Genomic DNA, 20,347 nt, shown 5'->3' on the forward strand with positions numbered 1-20,347 from the left:
GCCCGAAGCAGGCATCTGTTCTGGGTGGGAGCTCCGCCGTGTTTCGCTCGGGTGACCCGAACTGGTAACGGAGCGACCCGTATTCGGAGAAACATACAACTGGCGTCCGGCCCCGGGAAGGCTTTTTCGGGCCTTCCACCGCTAGTCACCGAAAGCCCCCCGGTTGTGTACTTACTCACACCTTTTCACCGGCCGTGACAAGGAGTGCAAGCGTGGAATTCCTCCGCCCTGCCTCGTGGCGGGAGGCTCTCGAAGGCAAGGCCGCGCATCCGGGCGCGACGCCGATCGCCGGTGGCACCGACGTGATGGTCGGGATCAACTTCGACCACCTGCGCCCCAGCGCGCTACTGGACCTGACCGGCGTGCCGGAGCTGACCGGCTGGTCCGAGGCGAACGAGGCGCTGCGCATCGGCGCGGGCCTGCCCTACACGCGCCTGATCAACGAGCTCGGCGACCGGGTACCGGGTCTGGCGATCGCCAGCCGCACCGTCGGCTCGCCGCAGATCCGCAATCGCGGCACGCTCGGCGGCAACCTCGGCTCCGCCTCCCCCGCCGGCGACGGCCACCCGCCGCTGTTGGCCTCCGACGCGCTGATCGAGGTGGAGTCGGTGCGCGGCAAGCGGCTGATCCCGGCGACCGAGTTCTTTACCGGCGTCAAACGCAACGCGCTGGCCGAGGATGAGCTGATCGCTGCCGTGCATCTCGCCCCGGCGACCGGCCCGCAGCAGTTCTCCAAGGTCGGCACCCGCAACGCGATGGTCATCGCGATGTGCACCTTCGCCATCGCGCTGCACCCCGACCGGCGGCAGGTCGGCACCGGCATCGGTTCCGCCGCGCCGACACCACTGCGCGCGCCGGTCGCCGAGGAATTTGTGAACGCCGAGCTCGACTGGGAACGGCGGCGGCCGTTGGCGGAATCGGTGGCCCATCGCTTCGGCGAGCTGGTCGCGCAGGCCGCATCGCCGATCGACGACGTGCGCGGCACCGCCGACTACCGCCGCCACGCCCTGGCCGTGATGGCCCGCCGGACCCTGTCCTGGGTCTGGCACGACCACTGTTCAGGGAGGCAGGAATGCGCCTGACGGTCACCGTCAACGGACAGCCGCACGAGGCCGACGACGTGTGGGAGGGCGAGAGCCTGCTGTACGTGCTGCGCGAGCGGCTCGGCCTACCCGGCTCGAAGAACGCTTGTGAGCAGGGCGAATGCGGCTCCTGCACGGTTTACCTGGACGGAGTCCCGGCCTGTGCGTGCCTGGTCGCGGCCGGGCAGGCCGAGGGCCGCGACGTGCGCACCGTGGAGGGCCTTGCCGACGGCGAACGGCTCGACGAGGTGCAGGCGGCGTTCGTCGAGGCGGGAGCGGTGCAATGCGGCTTCTGCACGCCGGGGCTGCTGGTACAGACGCACGACCTGCTCAACCGCAAGCCGAACCCGTCCGACGCGGAGATCCGCGAGTCGCTGGCCGGGAACCTGTGCCGCTGCACCGGCTACGAGAAGATCATGGACGCCGTCCGGCTCGCCGCCCAGCGGAAGGCAACAGAGCGGAAGGCACACGCATGAGCCGGACCATCATCGAGGGCGGCGCCGTGGTCACGGTCGACGACTCGGGCACCGAGTTCGGCGAGGGCCACGTCGTCGTCGAGGGTGAGCGCATCGTGGCGGTCGGCCCCGGTTCCGCCTCGGCCCAGGAGGGCCCGGTGCGGCGCATCAATGCGTCCGGCTGCCTGGTCACCCCGGGGCTGATCAACACCCACCACCACCTCTACCAGTGGGCCACTCGCGGCTACGCGACGGACGCGGCGCTGTTCGACTGGCTGGCCGAGCTGTACCCGGTCTGGGCGGGCATTGACGCGGAGATCACACACGCCGCCGCGTCGGCGGGCCTGGCCAGGATGGCGCTGTCCGGCTGCACCACGGCCGCCGACCACCACTACGTCTTTCCCCGGACCGGCGGCGACGTTCTCGGCGCGGTGGTCGCCGCGGCCGAGCGGATCGGCGTGCGGCTGCATGCGGTACGCGGTTCGATGGACCGGGGCCGCTTGCACGGCGGGCTGCCACCGGATTCCGTCGTCGAAGACCTCGACGCGGCGCTGGCCGGCACTCAGGACGCGATCGACCGCTTCCACGACCCGGAACCCGGCGCGCGGGTGCGCGTCGCGGTCGGCCCGTGCGCACCGTTCTCCGTCAGCCCCGATCTCATGCGTCAGGCCGCGGAATTGGCGCGCCGCAACGAGGTTCGGCTGCACACCCACCTCGCGGAGACCGCCGACGAGGAGGAGCAGTGCCGCGCCGAGTTCGGCCGCACCCCCGTCGAGTACGCCGACGAGCTGGGCTGGCTCGGGCCGGACGTGTGGCTGGCGCACACGATCCACCTGTCCGGCAAGGGAATCACCCGGCTCGGCGAGACCGGCACCGGCGTGGCGCACTGCCCCAGCTCCAACGGGCGGCTGGGTGCCGGGATCGCACCGGTTCGGCCGTTGCTGGACGCCGGCTCCCCGGTCGGACTGGGAGTCGACGGGGTCGCCTCCAACGAGGCCGGCGGGCTCGGCGAGGAGATGCGCCAGGCGCTGCTGGTTTCGCGCGCCCGATACGGGCCGCGGGCTCTTACGGTTCGCGACGCGCTGCGGCTCGCCACCCGTGGCGGTGCGCGCTGCCTCGGCCGGGACGACGAGCTGGGGTCGTTGGAGCCCGGGAAGCTCGCCGACATCGCGGTCTGGCAGCTGCGCGACCTCGATCACGCGGGCATCGCCGATCCGGTCGCCGCGCTGGTGCTCGCTCGGCTGCCGAAGCTGGCGTGGCTGCTGCGCGGCGGCACCGTCGTGGTCGACGACGGTCGGCTGATGCCGGTGTCGGAGACCGTTCTCACCGACGAACTCCACCGGGCGAGCGCCCGGATCCGCACTCAGGAGGCGTCATGAGCCAAAATCCCCGCTCCTCGCTCAGAAAAGCCGACCGGGTGCGGCTGTCGCGCAGGGCACTGGAGGTGGTCCGATGAACGGCCACGCACCTGCTCGCAGTCCGCAGGAGCTCAACGACGCCATCAGCGGCGGCATCGGCGAATCCCCGCTGCGCCCGGACGGTGCGATCAAGGTGCGCGGAGAGTTCGCCTACGCCTCGGATCTGTGGGCCGAGGACATGTTGTGGGGGGCGACGCTGCGCAGCCCGCACCCGTACGCGCGGATCAAGTCGATCGACGTCGGCCCGGCAATGGCGATGGCCGGGGTGCAGACCGTGCTGACCGCCGAGGACGTGCCGGGCGAGAACTGCTACGGCCTGAAGTTCGCCGACCAGCCGGTGCTGGCCGTCGGCGTGGTGCGCTACAAGGGCGAGGCGGTCGCGCTGGTCGCCGCCGACCACCCGGAGACCGCGCGGCGGGCGCTGGAGCGCATCGTCGTCGACTACGAGGTACTGGAGCCGGTCGTCGACGCGGAGCGGGCCGCGCACGACGACACGTTGCCGAAGCTGCACCCGGGCGGCAACGTGGTGCGCCACCAGAAGATCATCAAGGGCGATCCGAAGGCCACCGCCGAGGTCGTGGTGTCCGGCGTTTACACCGTCGGGATGCAGGATCAGGCGTTCCTGGGGCCCGAGTCCGGGCTGGCCATCCCCGCCGAGGACGGCGGGATCGACCTGTACCTGGCGACCCAGGACCTGCACTCCGACCGCAAGCAGACCGCGCGGGCGCTCGGGCTGCCGCCGGAGAAGGTGCGGATGACCATGTCCGGCGTCGGCGGCGCGTTCGGCGGCCGGGAGGACCTGTCCATCCAGATCCACGTGTGCATGCTCGCGCTGCACCTGGGCAAACCAGTGAAGATGGTTTACCACCGCGAGGAGTCGTTCTACGGCCACGTGCATCGGCATCCGGCCAAGATGTACTACGAGCACGGCGCGACTCGCGACGGGAAACTCGTCTACATCAAGGCGCGGCAGTACTTCGACGGCGGCGCCTACGCCTCGAAGACGCCGGTGGTGGTCGGCAACGGCACCACCCTCGGCGCCGGCCCCTACGCCGTGCCGAACGTGGACATCGAGGGCTGGGGCCTCTACACCAACAACCCGCCGTGCGGCGCGATGCGCGGGCTTGGCGCGGTACAGCCGACTTTCGCGTATGAGTCCCAAATGGACAAACTCTCCGCCGCGTTGCGCATGGACCCTGTCGAGCTGCGCATTCGCAACGCCATCGAGCAGGGCGACTCGATCCCGACCGGCCAGGTGCTGGACTACCCGGCGCCGGTCGCGGAACTGCTGGAGCGGGTGCGCGCGTTGCCGCTTCCGGAAGAACGCACCGGCCCCGTGGACATCCGTGAACTGCCTGGCGGGGTGTCGAACACCACGCACGGCGAAGGCGTAGTGCGCGGTATCGGCTACGGCGTGACGATCAAGAACATCTGCTACGCCGAAGGCGCCGACGACTTCTCCACAGCGCGGGTGCGGTTGCAGGCCATCGGCGGTGAGCCCGCGGCCATGGTGCACACCGCCGCCGCCGAGGTCGGGCAGGGCCTGGTCACCGTGCAGCAGCAGATCGCCCGGACCGAACTCGGCGTCGAGCGGGTCACCATCCACCCCAACGACACCAGCGTCGGTCCGGCCGGATCCAGCTCCGCATCCCGGCAGACCTACGTCACCGGCGGTGCGGTCAAGGCCGCCTGCCACGCGGTGCGGGAGGCGCTGTTCCGGCGGGCGGCGGAGCGCTACGACGTCGATCCGGCGCAGTTGTCCCTGCACGGCGGCAAGATCGTGTCCGTGGTCAACGGTGTGCTGACCGATCTCGTCGAGGTGCTTGGCGACGACGTGATCGAGGAAACCCGGGAGTTTCACCACCGCGAGACCTTCCCGATGGACGACACCGGCCGCAGCGAGCGAGTGCAGGCGCAGCACGCGTTCTCCGCGCACCGCGCGGTGGTCGACGTGGACCTCGACCTCGGTCTGGTCAAGGTGGTGCAGCTGGCCTGCGCCCAGGACGTCGGCCGGGCGATCAACCCGGACGCGATACTCGGGCAGATCCAGGGCGGCTCCGCGCAGGGCCTGGGACTGGCGGTGATGGAGGAGATCAAGGTCGCCGGGGGGCACATCCGCAATCCCTCCTTCACCGACTACCTGATCCCGACGATCCTGGACATGCCGCCGATGGAGATCGACGTGATCGAGCGCGGCGACCCGAACGCGCCCTACGGGATTCGCGGGGTTGGCGAGCCGCCGACGATCTCCACCACTCCGGCCATCGTGGCCGCCATCCGCGCCGCCACCGGCAAGGAACTCACGCACATCCCGGTGGCCCCCGAACACATCGTGTGACCGGACCCGCTGTGGCGGCGGTACCGGGCCGCCGGCACGGCAACCCAATCCACGAGAAACCCTAGGAGCGAAGCAATGTCCGTGGACGTCGCGGTGGGCACCGAACAGGACTGGATGGCCCGCGCCATCGAACTTGCTACGTCCAATGTGGACAATGACGGCGGGCCTTTCGGCGCCTTGATCGTCCGGGATGGCGAGATCATCGCGACCGGAACCAATAAGGTAACCGCCGACCTCGATCCGACCGCGCATGCGGAGGTGACCGCGATCCGCAACGCCTGCCGGGCCTTGGACTCCTTCAAGCTGGCCGGTTGCGTGCTGGTGACGTCGTGCGAGCCGTGCCCGATGTGCCTGGCCGCGGCGCTGTGGGCGCGAGTCGACCGGGTGCTGTTCGCCGCCGACCGCGATGACGCCGCCGATGCGGGCTTCGATGACCGGGCCTTCTACGACGCGTTCGAGGACCCCGAGACGAAGTGCCCGACGCCCGTTCTGCGGGTGCGGATGCCCAACCGCAACGCCGCTTTCGATGCCTGGCGCGGCAAAGCCGACCGGGTGGACTACTGACGTCGTGCGCGTTTTCCAGCGCGACCGCAACCCAATGGACACCCGGCGCTGGGGAAACGCCAATTTCGCGGCAAGAACGCCGACTCGCCCCGCCAGCGGTGGCGCCCGCCAGCGCGCTGATGATGGCCCAGGTCCGGCAAGTCCCGTGCGACTACGTGATCCCAAGCGTTCCTGACCATCGCGGTCATCCCGTTCGCCTACCTGATCACAACGGCATCGGGGCGGGTCTGGTCGCGTTCGCGGTCATCAAGATCACCCGGCGCAAGTGGAGTGCGGGGTACCCGTGACCGAGTCGCACGGATGGGTACCTTTGCGGAGGTGGGAATGTCGGGAGTTGCCGGGATCGTGCTGGCGGCCGGGGCGGGCCGCCGCTTCGGGATGCCGAAGGCACTGGTGGAATACCGCGGCACACTGCTGGTCGACCGGGCCGCACAGGTGCTCGCCGCAGGCGGCTGCGCGCCGATCGTGGTGGTCCTCGGGGCCGCCGCGGACGAAGTTCGCGAGCGCGCCGCGCTGACCGGCGTGACGGTCGTGATCAACCCGGACTGGCCCACCGGCATGGGCTCTTCGCTGCGCGCCGCGCTCGACGCGCTGGCCCCGACCGATGCCACCGCCGCGCTCGTGCTGCCGGTGGACATGCCCGGGATCGGCCCGGAGGCCGTCCGGCGAGTGGCCGCGCACGCCAGCCCCACCGCCCTCGCCGCCGCAGCCCACCACGGCATCCGCAGCCACCCGGTACTGCTCGGCCGCCGGCACTGGGCCGGGGCCAGCCAGGCGGCCACCGGTGACGCCGGTGCGCGCGGTTACCTCAAGGATCGCGAAGTGACCCTGCTGTCCTGTGACGACGTATCGGAAGGCTTCGATATCGACCGTCCCGAAGACCTCGACCCGGTGGACCCGTAGAGTCGACGGCCACGCGTGACCGGCCCGGAGCCGCTGCGCAGCGCCGACCCGAATCGGTGCCGTCGTGGCACCCGGTCCGCGACGCAACAGAACGCCCGAGCAAGCCGGAGGCGGAGGCATTCATGGCAAGCGGACACATCACCGCCAACTACGTGCCGGACGGCGACGACTGGCTGGTCACCGTCACGGCCGGTAAGGATCGCCGCACGGCCCGCGCGCCGGGCCTGATCGCGGCGCGGGACCAGGCCGACCAACTCATCGAGCAGTTCTCGCCCAGCGCCGCCGGTCGGGTCGTGATCCACCTGCTCAACGGCGACGGCTTCGCCTTCACCACGGCCTACCTACAGGCCAGGCACGGCCTGTCCGACGAGGCGACCCGCCAGGCCGCCGCCGCGGTCAGTACGCCCAGCACTCGCGGTACCCGGTGACCGCGCGCGACACTCGGAATGCGTGCACAGTGGACGAATCCGGCGCGAACCATAGGATGTCGGTCGTGAATGCGCCGAGCAGTGCACGCGAGGAGGAAGCAGCGTTGGCCAGCGTCGAACCGAGCCGCCCCGCCACCGGCCGGGGGCGACCGCGGGACGCCACCCGCGACGCAGCGCTGCGCCAAGCCGCGATGGAGGTGCTGGCCCAGGTCGGCTACCGCGCGTTAACGATGGACGCCGTCGCCGCCCACGCGCGTGCGGGCAAAGCCACCATCTACCGCCGCTGGGACTCCAAGCTCGACCTGGTCATCGACACCTGCAACCAGCTCGTGCAACGCAGCGTCCCGGAGCCCGACCGGGGCTCCATCGAAGGCGACCTCGGCGAGTTCCTCCGCGGCTTCGCCTCGTTCCTCACCGGCCCGGCCGGCAAGGCCGCCCAGGCGCTGGTCGGCGAACTGCCGCACGAACCCGAACTGGCTGCGGCGTTCCGCGAGTCCTTCCTGCTGCCGCAGCGCGACATGCTGCGCCGCATCATGGAACGCGGCGTACAGCGCGGCGAGATCCGCTCCGACGCCCCGATCGACACGGTCGTCGAACTCGCCGGCGCCGGGCTCATCCACCGCCTGATGCTCACGGGCGAGCCGCTGGACGCCCGATTCGTCGACCGCCTCCTCCACGAAGCGCTTCTGCCGCTGCTGCGCGGCGGATCCACGCCGTCGGCGTAATACGGCGGCACAACCCACGCGTTAAGGTGGAGAAACCCGGTGAACGGAGGTCTGGGTGGCGCAGGGATCGGTGACGGAGCTCAGCCGCTGGCCGGTGAAGTCGCTGCGCGGTGAGCGCGTGAACGCGGCCCGCTTCGACGAGCGCGGCATGGCCGGCGATCGCGCCTACACGCTGCTCGACGAACGCGACACCCGGTCCGGCAACGTGCTGACGGTCCGGCAGAACCCCGCCATGCTCAGCTGGGGGGCCAGCTACGGCGAGACCACCGACCCGACCGAACCGCCGACCGTGCAAGACCCAGACGGGGTCGAATGGTCCTGGTCGGACCCCAAACTCGTCGACGCGCTAGCCAGCTCGCTGAACATCCCGCTGCGCCTGCACGCGGCGGACGGGCAGCAGGACCGCGGGCCGACCGTGCTCGTCACTTTTGAGGCATCCCGCGCCGGGCTCTGCGCGGAACTGGGCGCCGATGTCGACCTGCGCCGATTCCGCACGAACCTGCACGTGACCGCCGACCTGCCGGCCTTCGCCGAAGAAGAGTGGGAACCGGGCACCGTGCTCACCGCAGGTGACGTGGAACTGGCGGTCACCGGCGACGAGGCCGGGCCGTGCATCCGCTGCGCCGTACCCAGCTGGGACGCCGAAGGCCGGGAGCGGTGGCGGGACCTGCAAACCCACCTGATCCGCCGCCATGAGAACAAGTTCGGCGTGATCATGCGCGTCACCAAGCCCGGAACGGTGCGCCGGGACGACGCCGTATCGCTGCATTGAGGCCGATCAGTCGTGGATGTGCTGGGGCGCCCACACCAGCACAGCCACGGGCATCACCGGAAGAGCTTGCGCACCACTGCGATGGAAATGAGAGCGCCGACACCGATCAGGGCGTAACGCACCCTCGGGTCGCTGAGCTTCTCCTGCACGCTGGACTTGCCGTACTCGACGAAACGCTTCGGGTCCGCCTTGACGCTCAGTTGGTCCAGCGTGGCAGCCAGCGCTTCACGCGCCTGCTCGATGTCGCGTTCGATGGTGTCTGGATCACGGGCCACGCGTCCTCCTCACGTTCACCTGGCTGTTGACACCGTAGAGCACTGCCGGACCTACCACGCACCAGCGGTTCGCGTGTCGCGCCCCGCACCCGGTTGGGCAACGCCCTTACCGGCGAGATCACGCCACCCGCTACGCTGTGCAAAAGGGGTCGTAGCCCAATTGGCAGAGGCACTAGGTTTAGGTCCTAGCCAGTGAGAGTTCGAGTCTCTCCGGCCCCACGCAATGGGTGGCGAGTGCTCGCGGAGAGCGCTCGCCATTTTGCGTTTCGCGTGTCGCCTACGGGGCCGAGCCCCCGTAGGACCCCACGGTGCGGTGGTCGCGTCGCGTCGGCTCAGCACCTTTCGATTTGTTCCCTGCCTGCTCACAGACCAGCCTTCCCGTGCTGTCGCTGGCCGCCGGGGTGTTCGTGTTGTGAAGCGTTAGGCCCTCTGGATGATGGGTGGCGGGTGTTTGCGGGGTTGCGCAGACCTGCGCCACTCGGCATCACGGCGGCGTCGAGCTAGTGCGTTCCGCGTCGAACCGGCCCCGGTGCTGACCGACCTGCTGGCAACCGCGGGCGGAGAATGTGCGTATACGCAGCAAGAAGGCTTTCGGTTGCGATCGGAGACGCGATGGCGGGCAGAGGGAAACGCGTGGTTGTGGTCTCGGTGGGCGTGCTGGCCCTGCTGGGGTCGGCGACTCCGGCGACAGCTCAGCCGGCCACCGGGACCGTGCGCGGGTTGCACTTCTTTGACCGCAACGCCGATGGCCGGTGGCAGCCAGGCGAGCCGGGCGGCGGCAGCGCCGTTGGCCTGTACCACCTGGACGGCCGTTGGGTGGCCACGGTTGGCACGAATCCCGATGCCACGTACGAGATTCCCCATGTGCCGCCCGGCCGGTACCGGGTCGGCATCAACCCGATCGGCTATCAGCCGACCACCCCCAGCGAGACCGTCGTGGAAGTGGTCCCGCGCGGTACCAGCCGCGCCGACTTCGGCAAGCTCGGCAGCGACATCACCGGGGTCACCTGGCACGACCTGAACGCCGACGGGCAACGTCAGCCGGACGAGCCGCTGCTGCCCGGTATCCAGTTCTGGATCGGCAGGTGGGGCAGCGGCACCGACTGTATCGGGCGTTACGCGATGCCGAACCAGGCAACCGGCACCTACGTCCTGCGCTTCGTCCCGCCCGTGGGCATGGGATTCTCGCCGCAGCACGTCGGCCCGCCCGCGACCGACTCCGATGCCGATCCGGCCGACGGAACGGCCACCGCAGTCGTCGAGGTGCCCAACGGCGCAATCAACCAGATCCCGAATCTCGACATCGGGCTGATCACCCGGTAGCCCGGCGCGGTCGATTAGGCGACCGCGATCATGCAGCCCGGACGGGCGGCAATGGGCAACGGCCACGCCGACTTGGTGCGCGAGCGCATCGACGGCGCGGCCGGGATGCGAGTCAGCCGCGCATCTTTCGGAAGGCTTTCGTGACCGCTGCGGCATCGAACGCCTTCGGGTCGAACTGGTCCGCGCTGTCCAACCCGAGCCACCCCAGCATGTCTTCGTGGTCGGGGTGCTCCGGGTCGCCGAGGACCTCAACGAGTTCTGCGTAGCCCCAGATGCCGCCGCAATCGTCCGGGGGCGCTGCCCGGCGTCCGCCGGTGCAACGTGGATACCGCACGTCCGCGTCCCGGTCGAGCAGTTTCTCCACGAGGATATCGAGTTCCCAGTTGTCGCCGAAGTCGTAGCGGTACCGGATGCGGTCCTTCGCACCGACGACCTGCTCCAGGGTGACCGGCCGCTCCGAACGGAAACCGAGGTCTGGGTCCCGAATTCCGAAGTCACCGTAGGGCGTTTCGAAGACGTGCAGGTGGGAGTCTTCCCACCCGAACGCGAGCTGGATCAGTTCGTGCAACTCGGACAGGCGGAGGTCGGCGGGCACTTCGAGCCGGCGCCAGATCGGCGGCTTCGCGTTCCGCAGCGAGGCCTTGAGCTGGTAGATCGGTGCCGGACCGTCCGCCTTCTTCCGCTTCGGCGGCAGCTTGACCGCCCGCTCGCGGTTGTCCGTCGCAGCCCTGAGCGCGCCACCGAGTGCACTTGCGCGCGGAAGTCCTGCGATGACCTCGGCTAGCGACGTTTGGCCATCGTGGCAGTGATCGCCGTGCGAGGCCAGTTCTTTCCCGTGTTCCGGCAGTGCCTCCAGCCGAGACCGCAGAACGGCCGTCGAAACCGGGTAGGGCACCCCCTCGCCCGCCAACAACTCCTCGACGGACTGCTCGTCGTCGTCATGGTCGGCCGTCGTGGCAAGGACAGTCTCCAGATGCCAACGGAACTCGGCCGGATCCAGCTTCTCCTCTCGTAGCTGGCTGCCCTCCGCAGCGAACTCGGTCATGCAATCGGCCACGAGTTCGTCAAGCTCGCTGACGTCCGAAAAAGCGATGCCCACCACGTGACCGCACGGCACCAGGTCGACCTCGACCACGGCCGCGTGTCGACGACCCGCCAACGAGAAGGCACCGAAGAAAACGGCGAACTCACCGTCCGTGTCCACCAGCCTCCGGTAGTCGCCCGCCATGACGGGCTCGGCCGGTTCCGCCCACGCCGGCTTCGTCATGCCCGCCTCAACCAGGCGGTCGGTCGCGGCCGCTGCCGCCGCTCCGGCCTTTCCCTGCCGTGCCTGGGCGATCAGGGCAAGGGACGCCAGGGCGGATTCGTCGGCACGGGCTTCTGCGGCCGGGATGACCGAACCGACCAGCACTTCGTCGGCCCCCGGAACGAACTGCTGGAATTGCGCGAACCCGACGACCAGGAGTTCCACCCGCAGCGGATCTTCTTCGGCTGCCAGCGCCGAAGCACTTTCGAAGATGGTTTCAAGGAGTTCGCCGGGGTCCTGCGGTCCGGTGCAGTCCGGGCAGGTGCAGCCGGACGCTGTTGTGGACTCGACTACATCGGGCCGGGACTTTCGCTTCGCTGCCACAGTTGCACAGTGTGCATCCAGCTTCGCCCGAAACTCACTGGGGGGCACTCATCAACGGTCGGCGAGCCACTCCAGGGCCGTGGTATGGCGGGGCCCGCCCAGTGGCCATACATAAGTCGGGGATCCCGGAGACCAGGCGGCGACGGTAACTCCCGCAGGGGCCGCTACCGGCACCGCTACGCAAACCACCTTTGAAACACTCGCTAACGTCAGGACATCTTCGCGTTGGCTGCTTCGCCGCGTTTCCACTTGGCGTTCTCCAGCTCCAGCGCGGTCCACAGCAGATTCAGCGGGTGCTCGGCATAGTAGCTCTGCCGTTCCCCGCGCCGCGTGAACGCGCCCACCAGCACCTGCATCTTCGGGCCGACGTCGTTGACCAACTCGATAGTCCGCAGGCCCTGCCCCTCCGGTAGCCGCCCGTCACCGGCCGCTTCGCCCACGCCCTGCGTGACGATCATGCAGCCGTGTAGCAATTCCGAGCGCAGCAGGTCGAACCCGTAGCGCACGTCGTCGATCTCGGCGGCGATGTCGAGCTTCTCCCGGAAATCGGTGCCGAACCAGCCGTGCAGGAATCCGGAGATCAGTCCGCTGGCCGGAACCACCAGCGGCACGCCGTGCAGTTCACTGGCCCGCATCACCCGATTCGGCAACCGCCCACGGGACAGGTTCGTGACGAGGCTCAACCCGCTGCGCCGCCATTCCATCACCTCGAATTCGGCCAGCGCGGCGGCGTCATCCGCTGTGATCAACACGCTGCCGCAGACCAGATCCGCCTGTTTCGTCCGCAGCGCATCCAGCAATTCGCGGGTCCGCAAGTGCGTGACGCGCAAGTCGATTCCGCGTTCCTGGAATTCCGCCGCGACGTGCTCACCCGCATTCGCGAGAAAACCCAGAGTAAAGCGAGTGGTGCCCACGGTAACCGTTTCGCCGCGAAGGCGTCGCGATTCGTGCACCCCGTCCAGCCAGTCGCCCAACGTTTCCCGCGCGATCGCCACGAAGGATTCCCCGGACGCGGTGAACAACACCTTCTTCCCGCGCCCCTGCTTGATGACCAGCGGTTCCCCGCAGAGTTGTTGGAAATTCCGGTTTAACGTGTCCAACTGCTTCTGCACACTGGACTGCTCGCGGCCCAGCGATCGCGCCGCGGCCAGTGCGGTTCCCACCTCGTGCACCAGGATCAACGTTCGCAACTGGTCCAAGGTGGTCTCCAGCAACGCCGCGGGCGACCGTAGCAAGCGGCTGCGCGGGTCGGTCGCGGGCAGGCTGGCGGTTCCGGCTAGCGGCACGGCACGCTTCCCTCTCTTCTGTTTCCCCGCCCGGGAGTGTAGTGCCCCGAACTGATCTGGTTTCCAGAACCAATGATCTCCGGAAATCTTTTCGCGAAATACTGGAAACCGGTGCGGCGCGGTGTAATGATCTGGCTCGCCCGCAGCGGCCCATCGGCGACCGCCCGGTTCGGTTCCGTACCGGCCGGTGAGATCGGGGCTATTCGCACGGATGCGGGCCCCGCCAACAACCGGTTCGCGAAGGCCCGCACGCTCGCGGCCTGAGCCTGGTCGGCAGCGCCGTCCTGGGGGTCGGCGCTGGGGAATCGCGGCGAGTGCGGGGGTCTCGCTGCGGAATTCCGCAACGCGGCGGCCCGGCACCGACTTCGGTGCCGGGCCGCCGCCTCTCATGCCTACTTGAGCTGCGGGCGGCCAAGGACGTCGATCTCCAGCTCCATCACGTCGTCGGCGCCGCACAGGACTAGCAACCGTCTTCACATATCTGAAGTCAGTTCCGGATCGGGAGATCTTACGCGCGGTCAGCCCTCGCGGAGCGCGCGTGCCACCGCGCCCAGCCCCGTCGCGATGGCGCTCAGCTGGTCGCGGCTGAGCACGTCGATGAGGTTGGCGCGGACCAGTTCGACGTGCCCGGGCGCGGTGGCCCGCAGCTTCTCCCGACCCGCGTCGGTGAGCCCGGCACAGACGCCCCGATCATCGGTCTCGCAGGTCCGGCGGCGCACCAATCCCGCCTTTTCCAGCTGGGTGACCTGGTAGGTCAGGCCGCTCTTCGAGGTCACCACCTGCTCGGCGAGTTCCGTCATGCGCATCTCACCGTCCGGCGCGGCGGCGAGGCGGACCAGGATCTCGTACTGCGGGTGGGACAGCCCGGCCTGCTCGCGCAGCTGCTGCTCGACCCGCCGGGCGACCAGGTTGCTCGCTTCTAGGAAGGCAGTCCAGGCCGCCATTTCCTCGGCGTCCAGCCAGCGCGGTTCCGTCATGCCCGCAGGCTATCTTGTTCGAATTTGAACTACCAAGTACGGTGGGTGGTAGTTCAAATTCGAACTTTGGAGGACCGCCATGACCGCGCCGACATCGGAACGGATGCCCGCTCTCTACCTCAGCCACGGCGCCCCGCCGCTGGCCGACGACCCGCTGTGGCCCGACCAGCTCGCCGCCTGGTCGCGCGGTTTACCCAAGCCCAAGGCAATCCTGATCATCTCGGCGCACTGGGAAGAAGCCCCGCTGGCGATCGGCGCCACCGCGACCGTGCCGCTGGTGTACGACTTCTGGGGCTTCCCCGAGCACTACTACGCGGTGCGGTACGCCGCGCCGGGCGCCCCAGAACTTGCCGCGCGAGTGCGTGCTTTGCTGCGCAGCCCGGACACCCCGGTGCAGGACTTCCCGGAGCGCGGCCTCGATCACGGCGCGTACGTGCCGCTCAAGGAGATGTACCTCGACGCCGACGTGCCGGTTCTGCAGATCTCCATGCCGACCTTGGAGCCGGAGCGCCTGATGCGCATTGGCCAGGCGCTGGAACCGCTGCGCGACGAGGGTGTGCTGATCGTCGGCAGCGGCTTCTTCACCCACAACCTCGCCGCGCTACGCGCCGAGACCACCCCGAATTGGTCGGTGGAGTTCGACGACTGGGGCCAGCGAGCGCTCGCGGCGCACGATGTCGATGCCCTCCTCGACTTCCAGCGCAAGGCCCCGGCGGGCCGCCTGGCGCATCCCCGCACCGAGCACTTCGCACCGCTGTTCGTGACGCTGGGCGCGGCCGGCACCGACCTCGACCAGCAGAAGATGGCCATCGATGGCTTCTGGTGGGGCCTGGCCAAACGTTCGATCCAATTCGGCTCGTGAGCGGCGGCCAGAACGGTCGTGCGTGGCTGTTGGCCGGTAGCGCGGCCATTACCACTCACCAGGGCTGCTCAGCGGCGGAGCTGCTGCTCGACGGAGGCGACCACAAAGGACAGCGGGGCGCGGGTCTGGTCGGTCCAGTTCGGCCCGCAGCGGGGCGTCGGCGCGGAAACCGACATGGCGGCCACGACCTCGCCGGAGTGGTCGCGGATCGGCATCGCGACGCAGCGGCAGCCGATGATGTACTCCTCGTTGTCGGTGGCGTAACCGCGGGCGCGGGTCTGCGCGATCTCGGTCAGCAGCTCGGCCAGCTCCGTCACGGTGTTCTCGGTGAAGCGCTCCAGCTCCACGCCGCGGTAGCGTCGGCCCAGCTCGGCGTCCGGCAGCCCGGCCAGCAACGCCTTGCCCAGCCCGACGGCGTGCGCGGGCAGCCGCATGCCCACCGCGGACACCAGCTTCATCGGCTGCGGCGACTCGGCGATGGCGATGTAGACATTCTCGACGCCGTCCAGCCGGGACAGCTGCACGGTCTCGCCGGTTTCCTGCGCGAGCCGCTCCATCAGCGGCAGCGCCAGACCGACGATGTCGCGGTGCCCGGTGTAGCCCTGCCCGACGGTCCAGGCCTTCAAACCCAGCCCGTAGGTGCGGGTGGTCTGGTCGAACTCGGCGAACCCGCGATGCACCAGGGTGCCGAGCAGACCATGCACGCTGGACAGCGGCAGCCGCAGGGTCTCGGCGATGTCGCTGAGCCGATGGCGGCCGCGGGAGAGCAACTCCAGGATGACCAGGGCGCGGTCGGCGGATTTGACCACGTTCTGCCCGCTGCCTGCCTGCTCAGCGGTGACCGGTTCCGCCCTCACGCCGACTTTCCTCCTGCTCCGTTGCCGCCGCACTCACCCCTGCGGGGCCTTCTGCACAGTACAGCGGGCACGCCGGGAACGCCCAGTTCGTTCAGGCGCAGCGACCGCGCCGCTGCGGCGTTTCCCTTGCAGGGCCTCGTGAGCGCTTTCGCCGGTGCCCGCCCCGCACCGCACTCATGGCATTTGACCAGCGGAAACGCTACTCAACCAGCCCGCGACAGGGCGGCGGCCACGTCGGCCGCGAGCGCGATGTTGTTCCGGTAGCCGGCGATGTTGACCGCCATGCTTTGCCCGCCGGTGACGCTCCGGATGCGGTCGAGCAGGAACGGCGTGATGTCGTGGCCGCCGATGCCCAGCTGCCGAGCCTGCTCCCACGCCTCGGCCAGCGCCCGGTCGTGCAGCTGCGGATCGAGCTGCTCGTCCACCGGCACCGGGTTGGCCACCAGCACCGCCGCACGCAGGCCCAACGCGTCTCGCGCGGCCACTGCGGCCGCGACCTCCTCGGGGCTTTCGGCGGAATACTCGATCACATGGCCGGAATCGGCCACGTAAAACCCGGGGAACCGCAGTGTCCGGTAGCCGAGCACCGCAATGTTCAACGTCTCCAAGCGTTCCAGCGTGGCGGCAACATCCAAAATGGACTTCACCCCGGAACTGACCACCGCCAGCGGCGTGGCCGCCAGGGTCACCAGGTCTGCTGATTCGTCGAAGTTGGTCGCCGCACCGTGGTGCACGCCGCCGAGCCCACCGGTGGCGAACACCCGGATTCCCGCGCGGTGCGCCAGGAACGACGTCGCCGCAACGGTGGTCCCGGCAGTGCGGCGCTTGGCCGCCGCAAGCGGCAGGTCCCGAAGGCTCGCCTTCACTGCGGTGGGATCGGCGGCCAGCCGGTCGAGCCGCGCTCCGGTCAGGCCCACCGTCGCGACCCCGTCGATGACGCCGATCGTCGCGGGCACCGCCCCTGCGTCCCGGATCTGCTGCTCGGCGGCCCGAGCCACCTCGCCGTTGTCCGGACGCGGCAGCCCGTGGGTGATGATCGTCGACTCCAACGCGACGACCGGGAGACCGTCGGCCACGGCCTGCCGGACCTCGTCGGAGACCACCGGTAGCGACATCGCACCTCCACTCTTGCTTCAAAAGCTTGCCCCGGCGGTGGGGGAAGCGCCGCCGCGTTCGGTGCCGCCCCTCGCGACGCTACCCGCACCGCACCGCAGGCCACCCCAGAAACATTTCCTCGGGTTCGGGCACCGGGAAGGTGCGAGCATATCGAGATGGAGCAGTTCGATACTCCGTTTCGACCGATCGCGCCCGCGATCGAGCTACCGGCCATGGAACGGCGCATCGTCGAGTGGTGGCGCACCCACGAGGTGTTCGAGCGCAGCCTCGCCCAGTCCGCCGACGGGCCGCGCTGGGTGTTCTACGAGGGCCCGCCGACGGCGAACGGCACGCCCGGCACGCACCACGTCGAGGCACGCGCGTTCAAGGACGTCTTCCCCCGCTTCAAAACGATGAAGGGCTACTCCGTGCCGCGCCGGGCCGGGTGGGACTGCCACGGCCTGCCGGTCGAGCTCGCCGTCGAGCAGGAGCTTGGGCTCAACGGCAAGCCGGACATCGAGCGCATCGGCATCGCCGAATTCAACGCGCGCTGCCGGGAGTCGGTGCAGCGCTATGTCGGCGAGTTCGAGGCGGTGACGAAGCGGATGGGCTACTGGATCGATCTGTCCGCGGCCTACTGGACGATGTCGCCGGACTACGTGGACAGCGTGTGGTGGGCGCTGAAGCAGATCTTCGCCGCGGGCCTGCTGGTCGAGGATTACCGGGTGGCCCCGTACTGCCCGCGGGACGAGACCACGTTGTCCGATCACGAGGTTGCGCAGGGCTACGAGAACGTCCACGACCCGTCGGTCTATGTGCGGTTCCCGGCCGACGGCCCGGTCGCCGGGTACCGGAACGTCGACCTGCTGATCTGGACGACGACGCCGTGGACCCTGGTGGCCAACACCGCGGTCGCGGTGCATCCGGCGGTCGACTACAGCGTGGTGCGCACCGTGCGCGGCACCTTCCTGGTCGCCGAACCGCTGATCGAGGCGGTGCTGGGCGCGGACGGCGAGGTGCTCGCGACGCTGCCGGGCACCGAACTGGCCGGGCTGCGGTACCGGCGGCCGTTCGACCTGGTCGACATCCCGAACGCGCACCGCGTGGTGCTCGCCGAGTACGTCTCCACCGAGGACGGCACCGGTCTGGTGCACCAGGCACCGGCCTTCGGCGCCGACGACCTGACCGTCTGCCGCGACAATGACCTGCCCGTGTTGAACCCGGTCGCCGGCAACGGCCGGTTCCTCGACGATGTCCCGCTGGTCGGCGGCATGTTCTTCAAAGACGCTGACGCGGTCCTGATCGAAGATCTGCGACACCGCGATTTGTTGTTCCGCTACAGCACTTTCGAGCACCCTTACCCGCACTGCTGGCGCTGCCACACGCCGCTGATGTACTACGCGCAGCTCTCCTGGTACATCCGGACCACGGCGATCCGGGAAGAGCTGCAACAGGAGAACGAACGCACGAACTGGTTCCCGGCGAGCGTCAAGCACGGCCGTTACGGCAAATGGCTCGACAACAACGTCGACTGGGCGCTGTCGCGAAGCCGCTACTGGGGCACGCCGCTGCCGCTGTGGCGGTGCCCGGACAACCACATCACCGCTATCGACTCCCGCGCCGAACTCGGCACGCTGACCGGCCAGGACTTCACCGACCTCGACCCGCACCGGCCCTACCTGGACGAGATCGAGTTCCCGTGCCCGACCTGCGGCCTCGCCGCCGCGCGGGTGCCCGAGGTCGCCGACGCGTGGTTCGACTCGGGCTCGATGCCCTTCGCGCAGCTCGGCTATCCGCACGCCCCGGGCAGCTTGGCGGAACTCGCGAAGACCTATCCGGCGCAGTACATCTGCGAGGCGATCGACCAGACGCGCGGCTGGTTCTACACCCTGATGGCGGTCGGGACGCTGCTGTTCGACCGCTCGGCGTACGAAAACGTCGTGTGCCTGGGGCACATCATGGCCGAGGACGGCCGGAAGATGAGCAAACACCTGGGCAACGTGCTGGAACCGCTGCCGCTGATGGAGGCCCACGGTGCCGACGCCCTGCGATGGTTCATGCTGTGCACGGGTTCGCCCTGGTCGGCGCGGCGGGTGGGGCACGGGCCGCTGCAGGAGATCGTCCGCAAGGTGCTCATGACGTACTGGAACACCGCGTCGTTCTTCAGCCGGTACGCCGGCCTGGTCGACTGGATCCCGGCGGATGCGGACCCGCCCGCCCGGCGCCCGGTCCTGGACCGCTGGGTGCTCGCGAAGGTCCACCGGCTGGCCGAGGAGGTCGACCTGCGCCTGGAGGACTACGACACCGCCGGGGCCGGACGGGCGCTGGCGTCCTTCGTCGACGACCTGTCGAACTGGTACGTCCGCCGGTCGCGGCAACGCTTCTGGGACGGCGACATCAATGCCCTGTGCACGCTGTACGACTGCCTCGACGTGCTCACCAGGCTGCTCGCGCCGTTCGTGCCGTTCATCACCGAGCAGGTGTGGCAGGACATCATCCGCCCCGGAGCGCCGGGCGCGGCGGAATCGGTGCACCTGGCCGATTGGCCGCACCCGGACCTCGGGCTGGTCGACCGCGCCCTGCTGTCCCAAGTGGACACCGAACGCCAGCTGGCCGAGGCGGGTCGCGCGGCGCGCAAGAGCAGCAACATCAAGGTCCGGCAGCCGCTGGGTCGCGCACTGGTCAACGCCGCGTTGCCGCCCGAGTTGCTCGCCGACCTCGCCGACGAGCTCAACGTCCGCCGCATCGACCCGCTTGAGTCGGCGGGCGAGGTGCTCGACGTGTCGGTGAAGCCCAACTTCCGTGCCCTGGGCAAGCGATTCGGCAACCGCACCCAGCAGGCCGCGGCGGCGGTCAACGCCGCGGACCCGGCCGCACTGGCCCGGGAGCTGCGCTCGGCGGGGCGCGCCACGATCGAAGTCGACGGGCAGTCCGAGCCGCTCACCAGCGACGACGTGATCATCAACGAGGTGCCCCGCACCGGGTGGGTGGTGGAATCGCAGCGCGGGAAGACCATCGCCCTGGACACCGCGATTACCCCGGAGCTCAAGCGCGCGGGGCTGGCCCGCGAGGCGATCCGCTTCGTGCAGGACTGCCGAAAGCAGCTCGGGCTCGACATCGTGGACCGGATCGTGTTGCGCTGGCGGGCGACGGGCGAACTGCGCGAGGCGCTGCTGGCACACGCCGACGAGATCGCCGCCGCCCTCCTGGCCGTCGACATCACCGAAGCCGCTGCCGCTGCCATTGCCGCCGAGGAATTCACCGAACACGTCGAACCCGAACTCGGGCTGGTGGTCTGGCTGCGTACGGCTGGTCCACAGTAGACGATGGGGATCAGCGATTTCAATGGAAATCGAC

Annotated in this window: 20 protein-coding genes and 1 tRNA gene; 15 read left to right on the forward strand and 6 right to left on the reverse strand. The window is 69.3% G+C overall.

Translation table 11 applies throughout. The annotated features are described in order from the left end of the window. The first annotated feature begins 212 nt into the window (after window positions 1-212). The 10 genes from BJ970_RS03610 (at window position 213) to BJ970_RS03655 (ending at window position 8,685) form a co-directional block, all read left to right on the forward strand. The gene (locus BJ970_RS03610) at window positions 213-1,082 is read left to right on the forward strand and encodes an FAD binding domain-containing protein (RefSeq protein WP_184723694.1); all 870 of its coding nucleotides are present in this window, start codon (window positions 213-215) and stop codon (window positions 1,080-1,082) included. Next, window positions 1,073-1,558, forward strand: a complete 486-nt coding sequence (locus BJ970_RS03615; RefSeq protein ID WP_184723697.1) for a (2Fe-2S)-binding protein — start codon at window positions 1,073-1,075, stop codon at window positions 1,556-1,558. Before BJ970_RS03610 ends, BJ970_RS03615 begins: the two co-directional genes overlap by 10 nt. Then, complete coding sequence (locus BJ970_RS03620) at window positions 1,555-2,916, forward strand: 8-oxoguanine deaminase (protein WP_184723700.1); 1,362 nt, start codon at window positions 1,555-1,557, stop codon at window positions 2,914-2,916. Before BJ970_RS03615 ends, BJ970_RS03620 begins: the two co-directional genes overlap by 4 nt. Before the next feature lie 73 nt (window positions 2,917-2,989). Further along, window positions 2,990-5,293, forward strand: a complete 2,304-nt coding sequence (gene pucD, locus BJ970_RS03625) for a xanthine dehydrogenase subunit D (RefSeq protein WP_184723703.1) — start codon at window positions 2,990-2,992, stop codon at window positions 5,291-5,293. 75 nt (window positions 5,294-5,368) lie between these two features. Next, window positions 5,369-5,857, forward strand: a complete 489-nt coding sequence (locus tag BJ970_RS03630; protein ID WP_184723706.1) for a nucleoside deaminase — start codon at window positions 5,369-5,371, stop codon at window positions 5,855-5,857. A 98-nt stretch (window positions 5,858-5,955) separates the two neighbouring features. Continuing rightward, window positions 5,956-6,144 (forward strand): hypothetical protein, encoded by a 189-nt coding sequence (locus tag BJ970_RS03635; RefSeq protein ID WP_184723709.1) that lies wholly within the window; start codon window positions 5,956-5,958, stop codon window positions 6,142-6,144. Between the two features lie 37 nt (window positions 6,145-6,181). Continuing rightward, entirely contained in the window at window positions 6,182-6,760 is a 579-nt protein-coding gene (locus BJ970_RS03640) for a nucleotidyltransferase family protein (protein WP_184723712.1), read from the forward strand. A gap of 122 nt (window positions 6,761-6,882) precedes the next feature. Continuing rightward, window positions 6,883-7,188, forward strand: coding sequence for a hypothetical protein (locus BJ970_RS03645; RefSeq protein WP_184723715.1), 306 nt, complete (start codon window positions 6,883-6,885; stop codon window positions 7,186-7,188). Window positions 7,189-7,244: 56 nt separating this feature from the next. Continuing rightward, window positions 7,245-7,913: a TetR/AcrR family transcriptional regulator gene (locus BJ970_RS03650; protein WP_184723717.1), complete on the forward strand. Its 669-nt coding sequence runs from the start codon at window positions 7,245-7,247 to the stop codon at window positions 7,911-7,913. Between the two features lie 55 nt (window positions 7,914-7,968). Further along, on the forward strand, window positions 7,969-8,685 hold the full coding sequence (locus tag BJ970_RS03655; RefSeq protein WP_184723720.1) for an MOSC domain-containing protein: 717 nt from the start codon (window positions 7,969-7,971) through the stop codon (window positions 8,683-8,685). A 53-nt stretch (window positions 8,686-8,738) separates the two neighbouring features. Here the strand turns inward: BJ970_RS03655 and BJ970_RS03660 are convergent, their stop codons facing one another. Next, a complete protein-coding gene (locus BJ970_RS03660) occupies window positions 8,739-8,960 on the reverse strand; it encodes a DUF3618 domain-containing protein (protein ID WP_184723723.1) in 222 nt (73 codons plus the stop codon). Window positions 8,961-9,105: 145 nt separating this feature from the next. Between BJ970_RS03660 and BJ970_RS03665 the strand changes: the two genes are divergently transcribed. Beyond that, window positions 9,106-9,179, forward strand: a tRNA-Leu gene (locus tag BJ970_RS03665). A 393-nt stretch (window positions 9,180-9,572) separates the two neighbouring features. After that, window positions 9,573-10,283: an SdrD B-like domain-containing protein gene (locus tag BJ970_RS03670; RefSeq protein WP_184723726.1), complete on the forward strand. Its 711-nt coding sequence runs from the start codon at window positions 9,573-9,575 to the stop codon at window positions 10,281-10,283. A gap of 112 nt (window positions 10,284-10,395) precedes the next feature. Here BJ970_RS03670 and BJ970_RS39365 read toward each other — a convergent pair whose 3' ends face one another. Further along, window positions 10,396-11,913 (reverse strand): plasmid pRiA4b ORF-3 family protein, encoded by a 1,518-nt coding sequence (locus BJ970_RS39365; protein WP_184723729.1) that lies wholly within the window; start codon window positions 11,911-11,913, stop codon window positions 10,396-10,398. A gap of 209 nt (window positions 11,914-12,122) precedes the next feature. After that, window positions 12,123-13,199 (reverse strand): LysR family transcriptional regulator, encoded by a 1,077-nt coding sequence (locus tag BJ970_RS03680; RefSeq protein WP_312864093.1) that lies wholly within the window; start codon window positions 13,197-13,199, stop codon window positions 12,123-12,125. 111 nt (window positions 13,200-13,310) lie between these two features. Between BJ970_RS03680 and BJ970_RS03685 the strand changes: the two genes are divergently transcribed. Next, the gene (locus BJ970_RS03685) at window positions 13,311-13,463 is read left to right on the forward strand and encodes a hypothetical protein (protein ID WP_184723732.1); all 153 of its coding nucleotides are present in this window, start codon (window positions 13,311-13,313) and stop codon (window positions 13,461-13,463) included. A 254-nt stretch (window positions 13,464-13,717) separates the two neighbouring features. On the opposite strand, the gene BJ970_RS03690 is transcribed toward BJ970_RS03685, so the two are convergent. Beyond that, window positions 13,718-14,176 (reverse strand): MarR family winged helix-turn-helix transcriptional regulator, encoded by a 459-nt coding sequence (locus tag BJ970_RS03690; protein ID WP_184723736.1) that lies wholly within the window; start codon window positions 14,174-14,176, stop codon window positions 13,718-13,720. 79 nt (window positions 14,177-14,255) lie between these two features. On the opposite strand from BJ970_RS03690, the gene BJ970_RS03695 reads away from it, so the two are divergent. Beyond that, a complete protein-coding gene (locus BJ970_RS03695; RefSeq protein WP_184723739.1) occupies window positions 14,256-15,038 on the forward strand; it encodes a dioxygenase family protein in 783 nt (260 codons plus the stop codon). Window positions 15,039-15,106: 68 nt separating this feature from the next. Here BJ970_RS03695 and BJ970_RS39370 read toward each other — a convergent pair whose 3' ends face one another. Further along, window positions 15,107-15,895, reverse strand: coding sequence for an IclR family transcriptional regulator (locus BJ970_RS39370; RefSeq protein ID WP_184723742.1), 789 nt, complete (start codon window positions 15,893-15,895; stop codon window positions 15,107-15,109). A 203-nt stretch (window positions 15,896-16,098) separates the two neighbouring features. Beyond that, window positions 16,099-17,010, reverse strand: coding sequence for a pseudouridine-5'-phosphate glycosidase (locus BJ970_RS03705; protein WP_184723745.1), 912 nt, complete (start codon window positions 17,008-17,010; stop codon window positions 16,099-16,101). Window positions 17,011-17,166: 156 nt separating this feature from the next. Between BJ970_RS03705 and ileS the strand changes: the two genes are divergently transcribed. Continuing rightward, a complete protein-coding gene (gene ileS / locus BJ970_RS03710; protein WP_184723748.1) occupies window positions 17,167-20,313 on the forward strand; it encodes an isoleucine--tRNA ligase in 3,147 nt (1,048 codons plus the stop codon). The last annotated feature ends 34 nt before the right edge of the window (window positions 20,314-20,347 follow it).

It is taken from the genome of Saccharopolyspora phatthalungensis (assembly GCF_014203395.1).
Lineage (GTDB): Bacteria > Actinomycetota > Actinomycetes > Mycobacteriales > Pseudonocardiaceae > Saccharopolyspora > Saccharopolyspora phatthalungensis.

Coding starts and splice junctions, on each gene's coding strand:
- BJ970_RS03615 (WP_184723697.1), top strand. CDS start 1,073: ATGCGCCTGACGGTCACCGTCAACGGACAGCCGCACGAGGCCGACGAC.
- BJ970_RS03620 (WP_184723700.1), top strand. CDS start 1,555: ATGAGCCGGACCATCATCGAGGGCGGCGCCGTGGTCACGGTCGACGAC.
- pucD (WP_184723703.1), top strand. CDS start 2,990: ATGAACGGCCACGCACCTGCTCGCAGTCCGCAGGAGCTCAACGACGCC.
- BJ970_RS03630 (WP_184723706.1), top strand. CDS start 5,369: ATGTCCGTGGACGTCGCGGTGGGCACCGAACAGGACTGGATGGCCCGC.
- BJ970_RS03640 (WP_184723712.1), top strand. CDS start 6,182: ATGTCGGGAGTTGCCGGGATCGTGCTGGCGGCCGGGGCGGGCCGCCGC.
- BJ970_RS03645 (WP_184723715.1), top strand. CDS start 6,883: ATGGCAAGCGGACACATCACCGCCAACTACGTGCCGGACGGCGACGAC.
- BJ970_RS03650 (WP_184723717.1), top strand. CDS start 7,245: ATGTCGGTCGTGAATGCGCCGAGCAGTGCACGCGAGGAGGAAGCAGCG.
- BJ970_RS03670 (WP_184723726.1), top strand. CDS start 9,573: ATGGCGGGCAGAGGGAAACGCGTGGTTGTGGTCTCGGTGGGCGTGCTG.
- BJ970_RS03690 (WP_184723736.1), bottom strand. CDS start 14,176: ATGACGGAACCGCGCTGGCTGGACGCCGAGGAAATGGCGGCCTGGACT.
- BJ970_RS03695 (WP_184723739.1), top strand. CDS start 14,256: ATGACCGCGCCGACATCGGAACGGATGCCCGCTCTCTACCTCAGCCAC.
- BJ970_RS03705 (WP_184723745.1), bottom strand. CDS start 17,010: ATGTCGCTACCGGTGGTCTCCGACGAGGTCCGGCAGGCCGTGGCCGAC.
- ileS (WP_184723748.1), top strand. CDS start 17,167: ATGGAGCAGTTCGATACTCCGTTTCGACCGATCGCGCCCGCGATCGAG.